Annotated in this window: 15 protein-coding genes and 1 riboswitch; of the genes, 8 read left to right on the top strand and 7 right to left on the bottom strand. The window is 73.4% G+C overall.

Translation table 11 applies throughout. From position 1 onward, the window contains the following. Positions 1-181: riboswitch (cyclic di-AMP (ydaO/yuaA leader) on the bottom strand. 396 nt (positions 182-577) lie between these two features. Further along, the gene (locus ACIRD3_RS17855; RefSeq protein WP_402217706.1) at positions 578-2,032 is read left to right on the top strand and encodes an MFS transporter; all 1,455 of its coding nucleotides are present in this window, start codon (positions 578-580) and stop codon (positions 2,030-2,032) included. Between the two features lie 41 nt (positions 2,033-2,073). On the opposite strand, the gene purB is transcribed toward ACIRD3_RS17855, so the two are convergent. From purB to ACIRD3_RS17835, 4 genes are all read right to left on the bottom strand, one after another. Further along, positions 2,074-3,504 carry an adenylosuccinate lyase gene (purB, locus tag ACIRD3_RS17850; protein ID WP_402217156.1) on the bottom strand — a complete coding sequence of 477 codons (1,431 nt, stop codon included), beginning with the start codon at positions 3,502-3,504 and terminating at the stop codon, positions 2,074-2,076. Positions 3,505-3,599: 95 nt separating this feature from the next. Continuing rightward, the gene (locus ACIRD3_RS17845; protein ID WP_402217153.1) at positions 3,600-4,055 is read right to left on the bottom strand and encodes a MarR family winged helix-turn-helix transcriptional regulator; all 456 of its coding nucleotides are present in this window, start codon (positions 4,053-4,055) and stop codon (positions 3,600-3,602) included. A gap of 102 nt (positions 4,056-4,157) precedes the next feature. Continuing rightward, on the bottom strand, positions 4,158-4,574 hold the full coding sequence (locus tag ACIRD3_RS17840; protein ID WP_402217150.1) for a DUF3037 domain-containing protein: 417 nt from the start codon (positions 4,572-4,574) through the stop codon (positions 4,158-4,160). Then, positions 4,571-5,326, bottom strand: coding sequence for a HipA family kinase (locus tag ACIRD3_RS17835; protein ID WP_402217148.1), 756 nt, complete (start codon positions 5,324-5,326; stop codon positions 4,571-4,573). The genes ACIRD3_RS17840 and ACIRD3_RS17835 overlap by 4 nt, the downstream gene beginning before the upstream one ends. A gap of 281 nt (positions 5,327-5,607) precedes the next feature. Between ACIRD3_RS17835 and ACIRD3_RS17830 the strand changes: the two genes are divergently transcribed. Beyond that, the gene (locus tag ACIRD3_RS17830; protein ID WP_402217146.1) at positions 5,608-6,966 is read left to right on the top strand and encodes an NAD(P)/FAD-dependent oxidoreductase; all 1,359 of its coding nucleotides are present in this window, start codon (positions 5,608-5,610) and stop codon (positions 6,964-6,966) included. Between the two features lie 139 nt (positions 6,967-7,105). Here ACIRD3_RS17830 and ACIRD3_RS17825 read toward each other — a convergent pair whose 3' ends face one another. Next, positions 7,106-8,308 carry a GDSL-type esterase/lipase family protein gene (locus tag ACIRD3_RS17825; protein WP_402217143.1) on the bottom strand — a complete coding sequence of 401 codons (1,203 nt, stop codon included), beginning with the start codon at positions 8,306-8,308 and terminating at the stop codon, positions 7,106-7,108. Positions 8,309-8,619: 311 nt separating this feature from the next. Continuing rightward, complete coding sequence (locus ACIRD3_RS17820) at positions 8,620-9,957, bottom strand: aminotransferase class I/II-fold pyridoxal phosphate-dependent enzyme (RefSeq protein WP_402217140.1); 1,338 nt, start codon at positions 9,955-9,957, stop codon at positions 8,620-8,622. Positions 9,958-9,991: 34 nt separating this feature from the next. On the opposite strand from ACIRD3_RS17820, the gene ACIRD3_RS17815 reads away from it, so the two are divergent. The 6 genes from ACIRD3_RS17815 (at position 9,992) to ACIRD3_RS17790 (ending at position 15,637) form a co-directional block, all read left to right on the top strand. Beyond that, on the top strand, positions 9,992-10,663 hold the full coding sequence (locus tag ACIRD3_RS17815; protein WP_402217137.1) for a pyridoxamine 5'-phosphate oxidase family protein: 672 nt from the start codon (positions 9,992-9,994) through the stop codon (positions 10,661-10,663). A 12-nt stretch (positions 10,664-10,675) separates the two neighbouring features. Beyond that, positions 10,676-11,335, top strand: coding sequence for an FMN-binding negative transcriptional regulator (locus tag ACIRD3_RS17810; protein ID WP_402217134.1), 660 nt, complete (start codon positions 10,676-10,678; stop codon positions 11,333-11,335). Between the two features lie 160 nt (positions 11,336-11,495). Continuing rightward, complete coding sequence (locus ACIRD3_RS17805; RefSeq protein WP_402217131.1) at positions 11,496-12,908, top strand: sugar porter family MFS transporter; 1,413 nt, start codon at positions 11,496-11,498, stop codon at positions 12,906-12,908. A 57-nt stretch (positions 12,909-12,965) separates the two neighbouring features. Beyond that, complete coding sequence (locus tag ACIRD3_RS17800; RefSeq protein WP_402217128.1) at positions 12,966-13,667, top strand: dienelactone hydrolase family protein; 702 nt, start codon at positions 12,966-12,968, stop codon at positions 13,665-13,667. A gap of 65 nt (positions 13,668-13,732) precedes the next feature. Continuing rightward, positions 13,733-15,001, top strand: a complete 1,269-nt coding sequence (locus ACIRD3_RS17795) for an MFS transporter (RefSeq protein WP_402217125.1) — start codon at positions 13,733-13,735, stop codon at positions 14,999-15,001. Between the two features lie 99 nt (positions 15,002-15,100). Next, positions 15,101-15,637 (top strand): HAD domain-containing protein, encoded by a 537-nt coding sequence (locus ACIRD3_RS17790; RefSeq protein WP_402217122.1) that lies wholly within the window; start codon positions 15,101-15,103, stop codon positions 15,635-15,637. Here ACIRD3_RS17790 and ACIRD3_RS17785 read toward each other — a convergent pair. Then, positions 15,615-16,403: a CPBP family intramembrane glutamic endopeptidase gene (locus ACIRD3_RS17785; RefSeq protein WP_402217119.1), complete on the bottom strand. Its 789-nt coding sequence runs from the start codon at positions 16,401-16,403 to the stop codon at positions 15,615-15,617. The genes ACIRD3_RS17790 and ACIRD3_RS17785 overlap by 23 nt on opposite strands. Between the last annotated feature and the right edge of the window lie 77 nt (positions 16,404-16,480).

Below are 16,480 nucleotides of genomic sequence, written 5' to 3'. Positions count from 1 at the left end.
AAGTTTCCTCTCCGACGCCTGCGAGGTGAGCTGTCGGGTTCGGGCTGGAGTTGCCCGGCCGCATGCGCGGCTTCACCCCGAGCCGGCCCTGGACGCCCGCGCCTTGAGGCGCGAACTCCGGTCCGGCGACTTACCTGTGGGTCCCCCGCTCCTGCCGTACAGAGTTCAGTTCGAACCTCCGGGCAGCGGCAGGACTCGGCGTTCCACCCGGTGGATCCGTCCGGACTGGCCGGGCGGTCGCTGAACTAAAACCCATCCGTTCGGGTGAAGCAATGTCGATCTCTTGAATCGGCAACGACCCCCCGGCGGACGGTGACCCTCCGAATGGTCCGCTGCACGGTGTGTACACAATCCATTCACCCCGCGCCACTGATCCACGACCCTGCGCCGACGTCGGCGACACCGTGCGACCGTCCGGGCACGGACCGCTCAGCACCAACACGCCCTCCGGTGACCCTTGTCACGTGCGCCCCGCAGGACGCAGGATCGGGCCGTGGCCACCTCCGAAGCCGGCACCCTGCGCCTGGGCAGCGCGCAGGGTCGCTGGGTACTCCTGGCAACCGTGCTCGGCTCCAGCATGGCGATGCTCGACGGCACCGTGGTGAACGTCGCCCTGCCCCGGATCGGCGCCGACCTGGGCGCCTCCCTGGCGTCCCTGCAATGGACGCTGAACGCCTATCTGCTCACCCTGGCGGGCCTGATCCTGCTCGGCGGCGCGCTCGGCGACCGGTACGGGCGGCGCCGGGTCTTCCTGATCGGCGTGGTCTGGTTCGCCGTCGCCTCGGCCGCCTGCGCCGCCGCGCCGAACATCCAGGTGCTGATCGCCGCCCGCGCCGTCCAGGGCATCGGCGGGGCACTGCTCACCCCCGGCTCGCTCGCCATGCTCCAGGCGGTGTTCCACCCTGACGACCGCTCGGCCGCGGTCGGGCTGTGGTCCGGCCTCGGTGGGGTGTCGGCCGCGGTCGGCCCCTTCCTCGGCGGCTGGCTGGTGGACGGCCCCGGCTGGCGCTGGATCTTCCTGCTGAACCTGCCGCTCGCCGCGGCCGTGATCGCGGTCACCACCCGGTCCGTACCGGAGAGCCGGGACGAGAGCGCCACCGGCCGCTTCGACGTGCTCGGCGCGGCGCTCGCCGCCCTCGCCCTCGGCGCGATCACCTACGCGCTGACCGCGGCCGGCGAGGGCGTGTCCCCCGCGGTCTGGGTCAGCGGGGTGATCGGCGTGCTGCTCGGGGTCGCCTTCGTCACCGTCGAACGCCGGGCGCCCGAACCGATGCTGCCGCTCGGCCTGTTCTCCTCCCGGCTGTTCACCGCCGTGAACCTGGTCACCCTCTGCGTGTACGCGGCGTTCAGCGGCGTGTTCTTCCTGCTGGTGGTGCAGCTGCAGATCGTCGCCGGCTTCTCGCCGCTGGTCTCCGGCTTCGCGCTGGTGCCGATCACCATCCTGATGCTGCTGCTGTCGGCGCGGGCCGGACGCCTCGGCAAGCGGATCGGCCCGCGGATCCCGCTCACCGTGGGCCCGATGGTGTGCGCGGTCGGGGTGCTGCTGATGCTCCGCACCGGCCCGGGCTCCTCCTACTGGACGGACGTGCTGCCCGCCGTCACGGTGATGGGCTGCGGGATGACCCTGCTGGTCGCGCCGCTGACGGCCACCGTGCTGGCCGCCGTCGAGGTCCGGCACGCGGGCATCGCCAGCGGGGTCAACAACGCCGCCGCCCGCGCGGCCGGCCTGCTCGCGGTGGCGGCGCTCCCGGCGCTGGCCGGACTGAGCGGCGACGACTACCGGGTGCCGTCCGCCGTCGACTCCGCCTTCCACACCGCGATGCTGATCTGTGCGGGGCTGCTGGCGGGCGGGGGGCTGATCGCCTTCGCCACCGTCCGGGGCAACGTGCTGGCGCCCGAGGAGCAGCCGGTCGCCGAGCCGAACTGCGACTGGCCCTGCGGCACCACCACCCCGCCGTACGACCCGGGCCACGTCCAGACGCGCGAGGGCCCCGCCACCGGTTCGGCGGCGGGGCCCTCGCCCGACAACTGACGCGACGTCACCTCACGGACGCCGCAGGGGAGACCGACCTCTCAGAGGATGTCGCCCGGCGCGTACTTGGCGGCCTCCGGGTAGGCGGCCGCGACGGCCTCCACCTGGCGGACCACCTCGGCGACCTGGGCGCCGGCCGCACCGGTGAAGGAGAGCCGGTCGGCCAGCAGCGCGTCCAGGGCGGCCCGGTCCAGCGGGATCCGCTCGTCGGCGGCCAGGCGGTCCAGCAGCTCGTTCTCCCGGGCGCCCGCGCGCATCGCCAGCGCGGAGGCGACGGCGTGCTCCTTGATGACCTCGTGCCCGGTCTCCCGGCCGACGCCCGCGCGCACCGCGCCCATCAGCACCTTGGTGGTGGCGAGGAACGGCAGGTACCGGTCCAGCTCGGCCTCGACCACGGCGGGGAAGGCACCGAACTCGTCGAGGACGGTCAGGAAGGTCTCCAGCAGGCCGTCGAAGGCGAAGAAGGCGTCCGGCAGCGCGACCCGGCGCACCACCGAGCAGGAGACGTCGCCCTCGTTCCACTGGTCGCCGGCCAGCTCGCCGGTCATCGAGGCGTAGCCCCGCAGGATGACGGCCAGGCCGTTGACGCGCTCGCAGGAGCGGGTGTTCATCTTGTGCGGCATCGCGGAGGAGCCGACCTGGCCCTCCTTGAAGCCCTCCGTGACCAGCTCGTGGCCGGCCATCAGGCGGATGGTCTTGGCCAGGCTGGACGGCGCGGCGGCCAGCTGGACGAGGGCGGTGAGCACCTCGAAGTCCAGCGAGCGCGGGTAGACCTGGCCGACGCTGGTCAGCACGTGGTCGAAACCGAGGTGCCCGGCGACCCGGCGCTCCAGCTCGGCCAGCTTCTCGGTGTCGCCACCGAGCAGGTCCAGCATGTCCTGGGCGGTGCCGACCGGGCCCTTGATCCCGCGCAGCGGGTAGCGGGCGATCAGCTCCTCCAGGCGGCGGAAGGCGACCAGCAGCTCGTCGGCGATCGAGGCGAAGCGCTTGCCCAGGGTGGTGGCCTGCGCGGCCACGTTGTGCGAGCGGCCGGCCATGACCAGCTCGGAGTGCTGGGCGGCCAGCTTGGCCAGGCGGACCAGCACGGCCACCGTACGGTCGCGCACGTGCTCCAGCGACTGGCGGATCTGCAGCTGCTCGACGTTCTCGGTCAGATCCCGGGAGGTCATGCCCTTGTGGATCTGCTCGTGGCCGGCGAGCTCGCTGAACTCCTCGATCCGGGCCTTCACGTCGTGGCGGGTGACCCGCTCACGGGCGGCGATCGAGCCGAGGTCGACCTGGTCGATCACCCGCTCGTAGTCGGCGACGGCGTCCGCCGGAACCTCGACACCGAGGTCCTGCTGGGCCTTCAGGACGGCGAGCCACAGGTGGCGCTCGAGGACCACCTTGTGCTCGGGGGACCACAGCTGGGCCAGGGTCGCCGAGGCGTACCGGGAGGCCAGGACATTGGGGATCTGGGGCTTCGCGCTCACGCTTCGCAAGCCTAACAGCCGAGGTCACGCCGCCTGCAGCCGCCAACGCGCTACGCCCGTAGAGTCTTGGCGCTACTGCGCGCCGGCCGTGCGGGCTACTGCGCGCCGACCGTGCGGCCCGCCAGCACCGGCAGCACCTGCGTGCAGATCGAGTGCAGGGCGATCCGCTGCTCGTCGGTCATCGCCTCGAAGGCCTGGTGGGTGCGGCCCATCTCGCTGCGGATGCGGCTCAGGATCTCCCGGCCCTCGGCCGTGATCACCACGATCTTCACCCGGCGGTCACCGGCCGCCGCCTCCCGGTTGGCCAGGCCCAGCGACTCCAGCCGGTCCACGATCCCGGTGACGTTCGACGCGTCGCAGCCCAGCCGTCCGGCCAGCGCGCGCATCGGCACCGGCTCCTGCACCGCGCCCAGCGCCTTGGCCTGCGAGGAGGAGAGCCCGTGCCGGGCCGCGGCCGCCGCGAAGTCCTGGAAGTACGCGGCGCCGACGGCGGCCAACGCCTCCATCAGCTCGGCGTTGGTCGGTACGGTCGTCGTCGCTGTCGAACCCATGGGCTCAGGGTACGACCAGGTGCTTCAGCAACTCAAGCTTTGACCGGGGCAACCGTCCGCGAGCCGCCTCACGCCGCCGCTCCGGCCGCTTCCCCGTTCGACTCAGAGCACCAGCTGGTCGAACAGCCGCCGCAGCTCCGCGTCCGGGTCCGCGGTCAGCCCGGTGTGCACCGGCCCCGGCTGGACGATCGCACTCCGCGGCGCGGTCAGCCAGCGGAACCGCTGCCCGGGGCTGTCCCCCGCCGCCGGCCCGGCCTGCGGACCGCCCAGGCAGACCGCCTCGATCCCGTGCAGCGCCCGCCGCACCCCCTGCACGTCCACCACCGGGTCCAGCGCCAGCAGCCGCGCCTGGTCCAGGTGGGTGCGCGCCGCCAGCTGCGAACTCTGCCGGCAGTACAGCAGCACCCCGACGTTGACGCACTCCCCGCGCTCGACCCTCGGCACCGCGCGGATCACGGCGTACTCGTAGTCGTGCAGCTCGACCACGGCCGGCAGCGCGGACCTCGACGACTCGCTCATACGGGCACCTCCGGCAGCCAGTCACGCGGACCGGCCAGTCGCTCGGTCAGCTGGGCACGGTACGCGGCGCGCACCTCGTCCGGCGAGTCGAAGCCGAACTCGTCCGCCAGCCAGACCTCGGGGATCTCCGCCACGGCCGCCTCGACCGCCGCCTCCGCGAGGGGCGCGAGCGCCTTGTCGGCGGCGGCCAGGTCCGGCTGGGCGCGCAGCAGCGCGTGGTCGGAGGCGTCGTACGGGCGGCGCACCCAGGCGGCGGCACCCGGCCAGTTGTGGTGGAAGATCAGGCTCGCACCGTGGTCGATCAGCCGCAGCCCGCCGGTCGCCACCAGCAGGTTGGGGTTGCGCCAGGACCGGTCGACGTTGCCGATCAGCGCGTCGAACCAGAGCACCTGGCCGGCGAGTTCGGGATCCACCTCGAAGCAGAGCGGGTCGAAGTTGAGCGCCCCGCTGACGAAGGCCATCCCGAGGTTGGTCCCGCCGCTGGCCCGCATCTGGTCCTGGATCTGGTGGTCCGGCTCGCTGCGCGCGAGCACCGGGTCCAGGTCGACGGTCACCAGCTCCGGCACCGGCAGCCCGAGCCGCCGGCCCAGCTCCCCGGCCAGCACCTCCGCGACCAGCGCCTTGCGCCCCTGCGCCGCACCGACCCATTTCAGCGCGTACAGCCGCCGATCATCGGCCTCGACCAGGCCCGGCATCGAGCCGCCTTCTCGCAGTGGCGTCACGTACCGGATCGCCGTCACCTCGGGTAGCACGCCCCCACCCTATCGGTGCCGCTCCTCCCCTTCCTCCCTCATCCGCCCCACCCCAGTGGCAGCCCCCGGCTGCCCCCACCCACCCCACCCCCCTCATCCGCCCCACCCCAGTGGCAGCCCCCAGCTGCCCCCACCCACCCCACACTCCCCACCCCCCTCATCCACCCCACCCCACCCCCACTCCCCCTCTCCCTCATCCGCCCCACCCCAGTGGCAGCCCCCGCTGCTCCGTGCGAGTGTGGCGGACAGTAATGGGGACCTTCACGGCAAAGGGATGAGCGATGGAACGACCTCGGATCCTGATCGTGGGCGGTGGCTTCGCCGGCCTGGAGTGCGCCCGCCGCCTCGAACGCAAGCTGTCACCCTCGGAGGCCGAGATCTCGCTGGTCACGCCGTTCAGCTACCAGCTCTACCTCCCCCTCCTCCCCCACGTCGCCGCCGGCGTCCTCACCCCGCAGTCCGTCGCCGTCTCCCTGCGCCGCTCCCTGCGCCGCACCCACATCGTCCCCGGCGGTGCCATCGGCGTGGACCCGGCGTCCAAGGTGTGCGTCGTCCGCAAGATCACCGACGAGGTGGTCGCGCAGCGGTACGACTACCTGGTGCTGGCCCCCGGCAGCGTCACCCGCACCTTCGACATCCCCGGTCTCACCGACTACGCCCGCGGCATGAAGACGCTCGCCGAGGCGGCCTACGTCCGAGACCACGTGATCGCCCAACTCGACCTCGCCTCGGCCACCCTGGACCAGCGGGAGCGCGAGTCCCGGCTGCAGTTCGTGGTGGTCGGCGGCGGCTACGCGGGCACCGAGACGGCCGCCTGCCTGCAGCGCCTGACCACGGCCGCCGCCCACCGCTACCCGCGGCTGGACGCCCGGCAGATCAAGTGGCACCTGATCGACATCGCCCCGAAGCTGATGCCGGAGCTCGGCGACCCGCTCGGCGAGGCCGCCCTGGAGGTGCTGCGGGGCCGCGGCATCGAGGTGTCGCTGGGGGTCTCGGTGGCCGAAGTCGGTGCCGAGTCGGTCAAGTTCACCGACGGCCGGGTGCTCCCCTGCCGCACGCTGATCTGGACGGCCGGGGTGGCGGCGAGCCCGCTGATCGGCACCCTGGACGCCGAGACGGTCCGCGGCCGGCTGGCCGTGACGGCGGAGATGCGGGTGCCGCAGTTCGAGGGCGTGTTCGCGCTCGGTGACGCCGCCGCCGTGCCGGACCTCGCCAAGGGGGACGGCGCGGTCTGCCCGCCGACCGCCCAGCACTCCGCCCGGCAGGGCCGCGCCGTGGCGAACAACGTGATGGCGTCGCTCCGCAACCAGCCCCTGGAGCCTTACTACCACAAGGACTTGGGCCTGGTGGTGGACCTCGGCGGCAAGGACGCGGTCTCCAAGCCGGTCGGCGTGGAGCTGCGCGGGGTGCCCGCCCAGCTGGTCGCCCGCGGCTACCACCTGATGGCGATGCGCACCAATGTGGCCAAGTTCCGGGTGGGCGCCAACTGGCTGCTCAACGCGACCGCCGGGGACGACTTCGTCCGCACCGGCTTCCTCGCCCGCCAGCCCGCCCGGCTGCAGGACTTCGAGTACACCGACGCCTATCTGACGAAGGATCAGGTGCGGGCGCACGCCCAGTCCCTGCTCGCCAAGGGCTGACCTCCGCCCCCCGGCTTCGGCGCCCCCGCAGCCAGGCTGCGGGGGCGCCGAAGCACGTGCACATACGAACTCAGTACGAACCCATGACGCACTCAGTGCGAACTCACGGAAACCGTCCGCACCTTGGTCACCGGAGCGATCACCGCGCGGTCAGGTACATCCCGCTCGCGTCCTGCCCCGCCGTGTTGTGGCAGGCGTAGTCGCCGCTCGACCGGCCCCAGAGCAGCGTCAGACAGCGCCCGACCGCCTGCTGGCCGTAGTAGTTGGGGTGCATCGACTCCTGCAGCGCGCCCTGGGTGGAGTTGAGCCCGCCGTCCAGGAAGCGCGCCCACTCGCTGGTGGTCGCGGACGGGCCGGTGGTCGCGGTGGGCTGCCTGGTGGCCGTCGAGCAGACCTCGCGGCCCTGCAGCATGTCCGACAGGTCGAGGAACTGCGCGCCCTTGGCGGCGGCGACACCCGCCAGCGCCTGGGAGATCTGCGGCACCATCGTGTCGCGGGCCCAGTCGGCGTCCCCGTCCCAGAACGGGCAGCCACCGGTGTTGGACCGGGTCCAGCCGCTCTCCGGGTACCGCATCTCGGCGCCGCGCGGGATCGGCGACGGGTAGGACTGCAGCACCAGGCGGTAGTCCGACTGCCCGTAGCCGGCGTCGGACATCACCGCGCGGATCTCGTCGATCGCCTTGCCGACGCCGGCCATCGCGGCGGGCATCTTGCCGTCGATCTGGGCCTGCGCGTCGTCGTGGCAGTAGGAGTACCAGATCAGGTAGTCCTTCACGCAGCCGGCGATGATGTCGGAGAAGCCGAGGTCGTTGCCGCCGATCGACAGGGTGATCAGCTTGACGTTGTTCTGCCGTGCCACGGTGGCCAGTTGGTCGGCCTGCGGGGCTTCGCCCTTGAAGGACTGACCGCCGTTGGAGGCGCGGAAGACGTTGTCGGTGACGGCGCCGGAGCAGGCCAGGTTGATCTCGTTCTGGGCCCCGGTCGAGGCGCTGACCACCTCGGCGACGTCGGAGCGGTCGCAGCCGCTGGAGGCGGTGGCGCCGTAGACCCGCGAGGGGTCGTACGAACTGCCGTTCCAGGCGCGGTCGCTGCCGTTGCGACTGCCGCTGGTACCGGCGGAGTTGCCCTTCCAGCGGCCGGCCTCGCCGGAGATGTAGCTGTCGCCGAGCGTGACGCTGGCGGTGGGGCCGGAGGGAACGGCGGCCGTCGCGGCCGGGGCGGCGGAGGCCGGCGTGGCGACGGCGAGGCCCGCGAGGGCGAGCGGGAGGGCGGAGGCTGCGGTGAGCAGCCGTCGTCCGAGTGGAGGCGCGCTGCGGGTGATGCTCGAACTGTTTTCGGGCACGGCGGAACTCCTGCGGCTCGGTCTCCCCGTGTGATGGGGACGGGAAGACGCGTAGGTGAGGGTGGGCCGCCGGCCGGTGGCGCGATGAAGATGACATGCCCCCGCTTGTTACCGCTAGGTATCTGCAGCAGGTTTCCGCATTCGTTACCGCCGGGTTCAGACCAGGTCGGCGGACGATGACGGGAGGCCGCCCGTGGTTCACGCCCGCCACACTTGTCCAGCCAACCTCCGGTCCTCACCTCCGGTCCCCGCCGCCGGTCCTCACCTCCGGTCCCCGCCGCCGATCCCCACCTCCGGCCCCGCCCCGGACCTCACACCAGCCGGGAGCCGCCCTCCCCCGCCCCGAGCACCGCCGCCAGGTCCTCCGCCAACTCCCTGGCCTGCGAGGCCTCCATCCGGGCCACCGTGAACCGCAGCCCGGGCGGCGACTGGATCCGGTACCGCGCACCGGGCGCCGCGACCCAGCCGCGCTGCACCAGTGCCGCCAGCGCCGAGGTCTCGTCCGGCACCGGCACCCAGACGTTCAGCCCGCTCTCCCCGTGCGCCTCGATCCCGCGCGCCGCCAGTTCGGTGAGCAGCGCGTCCCGCCGGGCCCGGTAGGCGGCGGCCACCCGCGCGGCCGGCGCCGCGTCGCTGCGCCACAGTTCGGCGACGGTGCGCTGCAGCAGGTGGCTGACCCAGCCGGCGCCGAGCCGCAGCCGCCCGGCGACCCGTCCGATGGTCTCCGCGTCGCCGACCGCCACCGAGACCCGGAGGTCCGGCCCGTACGCCTTGGCCGCCGAGCGCACCACCGCCCAGTGCCGCGACCCGGCGCCGACCAGCGGGTGGTACGCCTGGTCGACCATGCCGTGCCCGTGGTCGTCCTCGATCAGCAGCACCCCCGGGTGCCCGGCCAGGACGGCCCTCAGCTCCTCGGCCCGGCGCGCGCCGACGGCCGCGCCGGTCGGGTTCTGCGCCCGGCTGGTGACCACGACGGCCTTGGCGCCCTCGGTCAGCGCCGCCGCGAGCGCGTCGGGCAACGGGCCCTCGTCGTCCAGCCGGACGGGCAGGTGCTTCAGACCCATCGCGGGCAGCAGGTCGAACAGGCTGCCCCAGCCCGGGTCCTCGACGGCCACCGCGTCGCCGGGGCGCAGCCGGGCGCCGAGGATGCGTTCGATGGCGTCGAGCGAGCCGGAGGCGACGACGACCGGGCCGCCGGGCAGGCCGTCGGCCTCGAAGGAGGCGCGGGCGAGGGCGAGCAGTTCCGGGTCGACGGCCGCGTGCCCGTACAGCACCGGCTCGGCCCGGGCGGCCTCGGCGGCGGCCGCGAGGGCCGGGCCGAGGTCGGGCAGCAGCGCCGGATCGGGGTTGCCGGCGGAGAGGTCCCGGGCGTGCGGGGGCACCGGGATGCGGATCTGGTCGCGCGGGGTGAGCGCGGGCCGGGGGAGGATCCGGCTGCCCTTGCGGCCGGCCGTCTCGATCACGCCCCGGTCGCGCAGCAGCCGGTAGGCGGCGGCGACGGTGTTGGGGTTGACGCCCAGTTCGGCGGCGAGGTCGCGCAGCGGGGGCAGCGCGGTTCCGGGGGCGAGCAGTCCGCTGCTCACGCCCTGTTCGATGTGGGCCGCGATTTCGCTGGCGCGTCGCCCTTTCAGCGGATAGTCTCCTAGCACAAAGCAAATTATGCACTAGTACATAGAGGATGTCATGTCAGACACCACGGAAGGGTCGCCGACCTACTCCCGCACCCCCAGGACCACCCCCACCCGCTACAAGGACCGGGCCACCTGGGAGCAGGACGCGATCCACGCCATCCTCGACAGCGCGTACATCTGCCACCTCGGCTTCGTCGCCGACGGCGCCCCGGTGGTCCTGCCGACGATCTACGCCCGGGTCGGCAGCCGGCTCTACGTCCACGGCTCCACCGGCAGCCGCCCGATGCGCGGCGCCTCCGGCGGGCAGGGCATGCCGGTGTGCGTCACGGTCACCCAGGTCGACGCGCTGGTGCTGACCAAGTCCGCGTTCAACCACTCGGTCAACTTCCGCTCGGTCGTCGCCCACGGCACGGCGTACCAGGTCACCGACCCCGAGGAGCTGGACGTCGCACTGGCCGCCCTGGTCGACCACGCGATCCCCGGCCGCTCCGCCGAGGTGCGCCCGGCCAACCCCAAGGAACTCGCCGCCACCGCCGTCCTGCGGCTGGAGCTGGACGAGGTCTCGGCCAAGACCCGTGAGGACGACGCCGCCGACGACCCCGAGGACGCCGACCTGCCGCACTGGTCCGGCCTGATCCCGGTCACCACCGTGCACGGCGCCCCCGTGCCGCACCCCGGCACCGCCGTCCCGCTTCCCGCGCACCTGCGCGGCTACCCCCGCTGACGAGGAACCCCCATGCTGATCAGGTCCTGGGACCGCGGCGACGAGGACGAGTGGCGCACCTGGCTGGCCGAGGGCCGCGACTTCGGCCTGCTCGCCGCCAACGGCGCCCCGGGCGAGGGCCCGGTGCTCGTCCCGACGCACTTCCTGCTGGACGCGGAGCGCGGCGAGATCCTGCTCCACCTCGCCGCGCCCAACCCGCTGCTGGCCGCCGTGCGGGCCGACCCGAAGGTCACCCTCGCGGTCACCGACGGCTACGCCTTCGCCCCCGGCCACTGGCGCGGCGCACCGGGCACGCCCACCAGCTACTACGCCTCGGTCCACTTCCACTGCACCGCCGAGGTGGTGGAGTCCGCCGCCGGCAAGGCGGAGATCCTCAACCGCCAGCTGGCGCACTTCCAGCCCGAGACGCCGGAGGTCCGAGTGGTGCCCGGCGAGGGCGAGTTGGCCCGGCAGCTGCCCGGCCTGCGCGCGCTCCGGCTCACCGTCGACGAGGTGCGGGCCAAGTTCAAGTACGACGACAAGAAGCCCGCCGAGGCGCAGTACGCGATCGCCGAGCGCCTCGCGGAGCGCGCGGACGGCCGCGGGCGCGGCCGCGACCAGTACGCCGCCGCCCGTACCCAGTTGCTCCGCCGTCACCGGCGGCGCGGCGCCGGGCCGGCCGACGCCTCCTGACGGCCGACCGCACGCGGCCCGGCACCGCGGCGCCGGAGGCTGACCCCGCGTCACCCGATCGGCCCTGAACACGCGCGGGCCGGCCCCGCCCCTGCTCGAATGTGAGGCGAGCCCTGCCCACTCGGCGTCAGGGCGGGCCCGTCCACCCCCGGGAGCGCGCTTGTCCACCGTCAACAGCCAACGGGCGTCCGGCGAGGCCCACCTGGGCCACGTGGTGTTCATCTCGGCGGCCGCCGCCATGGGCGGCTTCCTGTTCGGCTACGACAGCGCGGTGATCAACGGCGCGGTGACGGGCATCCAGAAGCACTTCGCGGTGGGCCACGGCACCACCGCCTTCGTGGTGGCCATCGCCCTGCTGGGCTCGGCGGCCGGCGCGGTGATCGCCGGCCGCCTCGCCGACCACCTCGGCCGGGTGCGCACGATGCTGCTGGCCGCCGCGCTGTTCGCGGCCAGCGGCATCGGCTCGATGTTCCCGCCGAACATCGAGACCCTCGCCACCTGGCGGGTGATCGGCGGCATCGCGATCGGCATCGCCTCGGTGATCGCGCCCACCTACATCGCCGAGGTCGCGCCGACCGCCTACCGCGGCCGGCTCGCCTCCTTCCAGCAGATGGCGATCGTGCTCGGCATCACCGTCTCCCAGCTCGCCAACTGGGCGCTCAACCAGGCCGCCGGCGGCGAGTCCACCAACCACCTCGGCGGCATCCAGGCCTGGCAGTGGATGCTCGGCGTGGAGGCGATCCCGGCCCTGGTGTACGGGCTGATGGCGCTGGCCATCCCGGAGTCGCCGCGTTTCCTGATCGCCGACCACCGCGAGGAGCAGGCCCGCAAGGTGCTGGTCGAGGTCGAGGGCGAGGGCGTGGACCTGGACGCCCGGGTGGCGGAGATCCGCGCGGTGCTCGAGTCCACCCACAAGCCCCGGCCGAAGGACCTGCTCGGCGGCCGCTTCGGTCTGCTGCCGATCGTCTGGGTCGGCATCGGCGCCTCGGTGTTCCAGCAGTTCGTCGGCATCAACGTGATCTTCTACTACTCGTCCCTGCTCTGGCAGTCGGTCGGCATCAACGAGTCCAACTCGCTGCTGATCAGCCTCTCCACCTCGATCATCAACGTGATCGGCACGGTGATCGCGATGGTCCTGGTGGACCGGATCGGCCGCAAGCCGCTCGCCCTGGCCGGATCGGTGGGCATGGCGGCCGCGCTGTCCACCGCCGCCTGGGCGTTCTCCTACCGGCACGGCACCGGCGACACCGCCACCCTGGACAACTCCCACGCCACCGTCGCCCTGGTCGCCGCGCACGTCTTCGTGCTCTGCTTCGCGTTCTCCTGGGGCGTCGTCGTCTGGGTGCTGCTCGGCGAGATGTTCCCCAACCGGATCCGCGCGCTCGCCCTGTCCGTCGCCGCCTCCGCCCAGTGGATCGCCAACTGGGCGATCACCGTCAGCTTCCCGGACCTCGCCGACTGGAACCTCTCGGCGACGTACGTCATCTACGCGGCGTTCGCCCTGCTCTCCGTCCCGTTCGTGGTCTTCTGCATCAAGGAGACCAAGGGCCGTGCCCTGGAGGAGATGGGCTGACCCCGCCCGCGTCACCGTACCCCCGCCGCACGCGGCCCGACCCACCGAGAGGAAGCCATGCCTGACCAGGGCGGCTCCCGGCAGAACGTCACCTTCCCGAGCAACGGCCGTACCGCGCACGGGTACCTGGCCCGTCCGCCGCAGGGCACCGGGCCCGGCCTGGTGGTGGTGCAGGAGTGGTGGGGTCTCACCTCGCACGTCGCCACCATGGCCGACCGCTTCGCCGCCGAGGGCTTCACCGTCCTCGCCCCGGACCTGTTCGGCGGCGCCACCACCCACGACCGCACCGAGGCGGCCCGCTTCAAGCGCGAACTCCCCGTCGAGCGGGCCGTCGAGGACCTCGCCGGGGCCGTCGACCACCTGCTCTCGCTGGACGGCGTGGTCGGCGACGCCGTCGGGGTGGTCGGCTTCTGCATGGGCGGCGGCTTCGCCCTGCTGCTGGCCGCCCGGGCCGGCGACCGGGTGGCCGCCGTGGTGCCGTTCTACGGCCTCCCGCCCGACCCGGACTTCGACTACCGCGGCCTGACCGCCCACGTCCTCGGCCACTTCGGCGAGTTGGACGGCTCGATCCCGGCGGCCGCGGTGGACGAGGCCGCGATCCGGATCGGCGAGGCCACCGACGTCCGCCCCGAGTTCCACTTCTACCCGGCCGGCCACGCCTTCATGAACGACGAGAACCTGCTCGGCACCTACGACCCGCTGCAGGCCCGGATCGCCTGGCGCCGCACCCTCAGCTTCCTCTGGGGCCACCTCGGCTGACGGACCGCGCCGACAGGCCCGAAAACCGGATGGACACCTGTACGAACTCCGGTCATAGTCACCGGGTGCCGACCCCACCCCCGCACCCCCGTCGCTTCGCCTGGGCGAGCCGCAACTTCCGCATCCAGGGCGCCGCCACCGTGATCAGTGGCCTGGGCAACGCCGGCGCCCCGATCGCCACCGCCTTCGCCGTCCTCGGCAGCGGCGGCACCACCACCGAGGTCGGCTACGTCACCGCCGCCCGCCTGCTGCCCACCGTGCTGCTCCTGGTGCTCGGCGGCGCGCTCGCCGACCGCCTGCCGCGGCACCGGATCATGGTCGCCGCCAACCTGTTCAGCGGCGCCTCCCAGGCCGTCCTTGCCGCGCTGGTCCTCACCGGGGCGGCGCAGCTCTGGCACCTGCTCCTGCTCTCCGCCGCCGGCGGCGCCGGCTACGCGCTCTACTCGCCCGCCTCCGGCGGCATGATCATGCAGGCCGTCCCGCAGGAGCACGCCGCCCGTGCCTTCTCGGTCTTCCGGATGGGCCAGAACGCCTCCCAGATCGGCGGCGCCGCCCTCGGCGGGGCGCTCACCGCCGCCTTCGGCCCCGGCTGGGTGCTCGCCCTGGACGCCCTCTGCTTCCTGATCGCCGCCGCGCTGCGCTTCTTCCTGGAGCCCGAGCGCGCCCCCGCCCCCTCCGGCGGCGGCATGCTGCGCGACCTGCGCGAGGGCTGGCGGGAGTTCGCCTCCCGCCGCTGGCTCTGGGTGGTCGTGGCGCAGTTCTCCGTCCTGGTCGCCTGCGTCGGCGCGGTCGAGTCGGTGTACGGGCCGGCCGTCGCCAAGGAGCGGCTCGGCGGCGCGGGCGCCTGGGGCCTGGCGATGTCCGCGTACGGCGCGGGCCTGGTGGCCGCCGGTCTGCTGATGGCGCGCTGGCGGCCCCGGCGGATCCTGCTGGCCGGCAACTGGGGCGTGTTCCTGTTCGGGGTGCCCGCGCTCGCCCTCGCCGCCGCCGTACCGCTGCCACTGCTGATCGCCGCGATGTTCCTCTCCGGCGCCGGCGTCACCGTCTTCGGCGTCAACTGGATGGTCGCGCTGCGGCAGGAGATCCCGGAGGAGGTGTTCTCCCGGGTCTCCGCGTACGACGAGCTGGGCTCCTTCTCGCTCGCCCCGGTCGGCACCGCGCTGGCCGGCCCGGCCGCCGTGGCCCTCGGCCTCGACGGGGCGCTGTGGACGTGCGCCGTCGTCTGCCTGGTGCTCAGCGCGGCGGTCCTGCTCGACCCCCAGGTGCGCCGGCTCGGCCGCCGTGGCACGACCGACGCACCGGAGCCCGCCGCCACGCCCGTGTCCACGTCGTGAGCGCCTCGTGCGCCCCGCGTGCGCCCACCGGCGAGCAACCGGCGGTACGGGTGATTCGTCCGAACAGGTGGCAAGCGCGAGCGATCTGGGAGGCCACCGGTGCCGAAGCCCCTGCTGTTCCTGGACGTCGACGGCGTCCTGAACCCCGTCTGCCCGCATCCGGACGCCGGGTTCGACACCCACACCCTGTTCGGTTACGCCGTCCTGCTGTCCGCCCGGCACGGCGCGTGGCTGCGCGAGCTCGCCGACGGGTACGAACTCGTCTGGGCCACCACCTGGGAGGAGCACGCCAACACCCACGTCGCCCCGGCGCTCGGCCTGGACCCGCTCCCGGTGGTCCGCCTCAGCGGCTACGTCCCGCGGCCCGGCGATCCGCGCGTCCCGCTGATGGAGCTGTTCTCCGCCCAGAAGTGGGCCCCGCTGCTGCGCTACGCCGGGGGCCGTCCGTTCGCCTGGGTGGACGACGTCATCCCCGGCCGGCTGCTGCGCAAGTCGCTCTGGCGACGCGACCGCCTGCTGCTGCGGATCGACCCCGGCCAGGGCCTGGAGCGGTGGCACGTGGACCGGCTGCTGGCCCGCCCGCCACGAGCCCACGCCCTCACGGGCAGGGCGCTCAGGGGGTCGGCAGCCAGCTGACGTGTCCGGCGAGCAGGGCGTACCCGACGAAGGCGACCGTGTCGATCAGCGCGTGCGCCACCACCAGCGGCATCACCCGCCCCCAACGCCGGTACAGCAGGCAGAACACCGCCCCCATCACCATGTTGCCGACCAGCCCGCCGACCCCCTGGTACAGGTGGTACGAACCGCGCAGCACCGAGCTGGCCACCACCGCGGCCGGCCAGGACCACCCCCACTGCCGCACCCGCCGCAGCAGGTAGCCGAGCACGACGACCTCTTCGAGAACGGCGTTCTGCCAGGCCGACAGCACCAGCACCGGCACCCGCCACCAGACGTCCGGCAACCCCGAGGGCGCCACCGTCAGGTTGTACCCGGCCGCCTGCGAGGCCAGGTACAGCACCAGCCCCGACCCGCCGATCGCGGCCGCGACGGCGGCACCCCGGCCGAGGTCGCGCAGCTTCTGCCCGAGGTCGAAGCCCAGCACCCGCAGCGTGACGCCCTCGCGCACCAGCAGGTAGCCGACCAGCACCACCGGCATCAGACCGCGCCCGATGTAGTACAGCTGCCACACCAGGTCCAGCCAGGGCCGCCCGGGCGCGCGCGAACCGTTCAGCGTGGCGACCTGCTGGCCGAGCTTGATCGGCTCGGTGAGCGAGCCCGCGAAGCTGATCAGCGCGCTGATCCCGCTGGCCCCGAGCGAGAGGCCGAGGACGATCAGCAACTCCGCCCCGAGCAGCCGCCGGGTGGGCTGCTCGGTCTCCGGCGCGGTCGGGACGGTGGTCACGGGGGCTCCAGCGAACGGACGGTCGCTCCGGCCGTCGGCCGACCGCCGGAGCGATCATCCTGACACAGCGCCCCGTT

This window comes from Kitasatospora sp. NPDC093550 (assembly GCF_044764985.1).
In the GTDB taxonomy this organism is placed as follows: Bacteria; Actinomycetota; Actinomycetes; order Streptomycetales; family Streptomycetaceae; genus Kitasatospora.
Note: the sequence above shows the minus strand (reverse complement) of the source record. Positions and strands in the feature narration are given on the sequence as shown.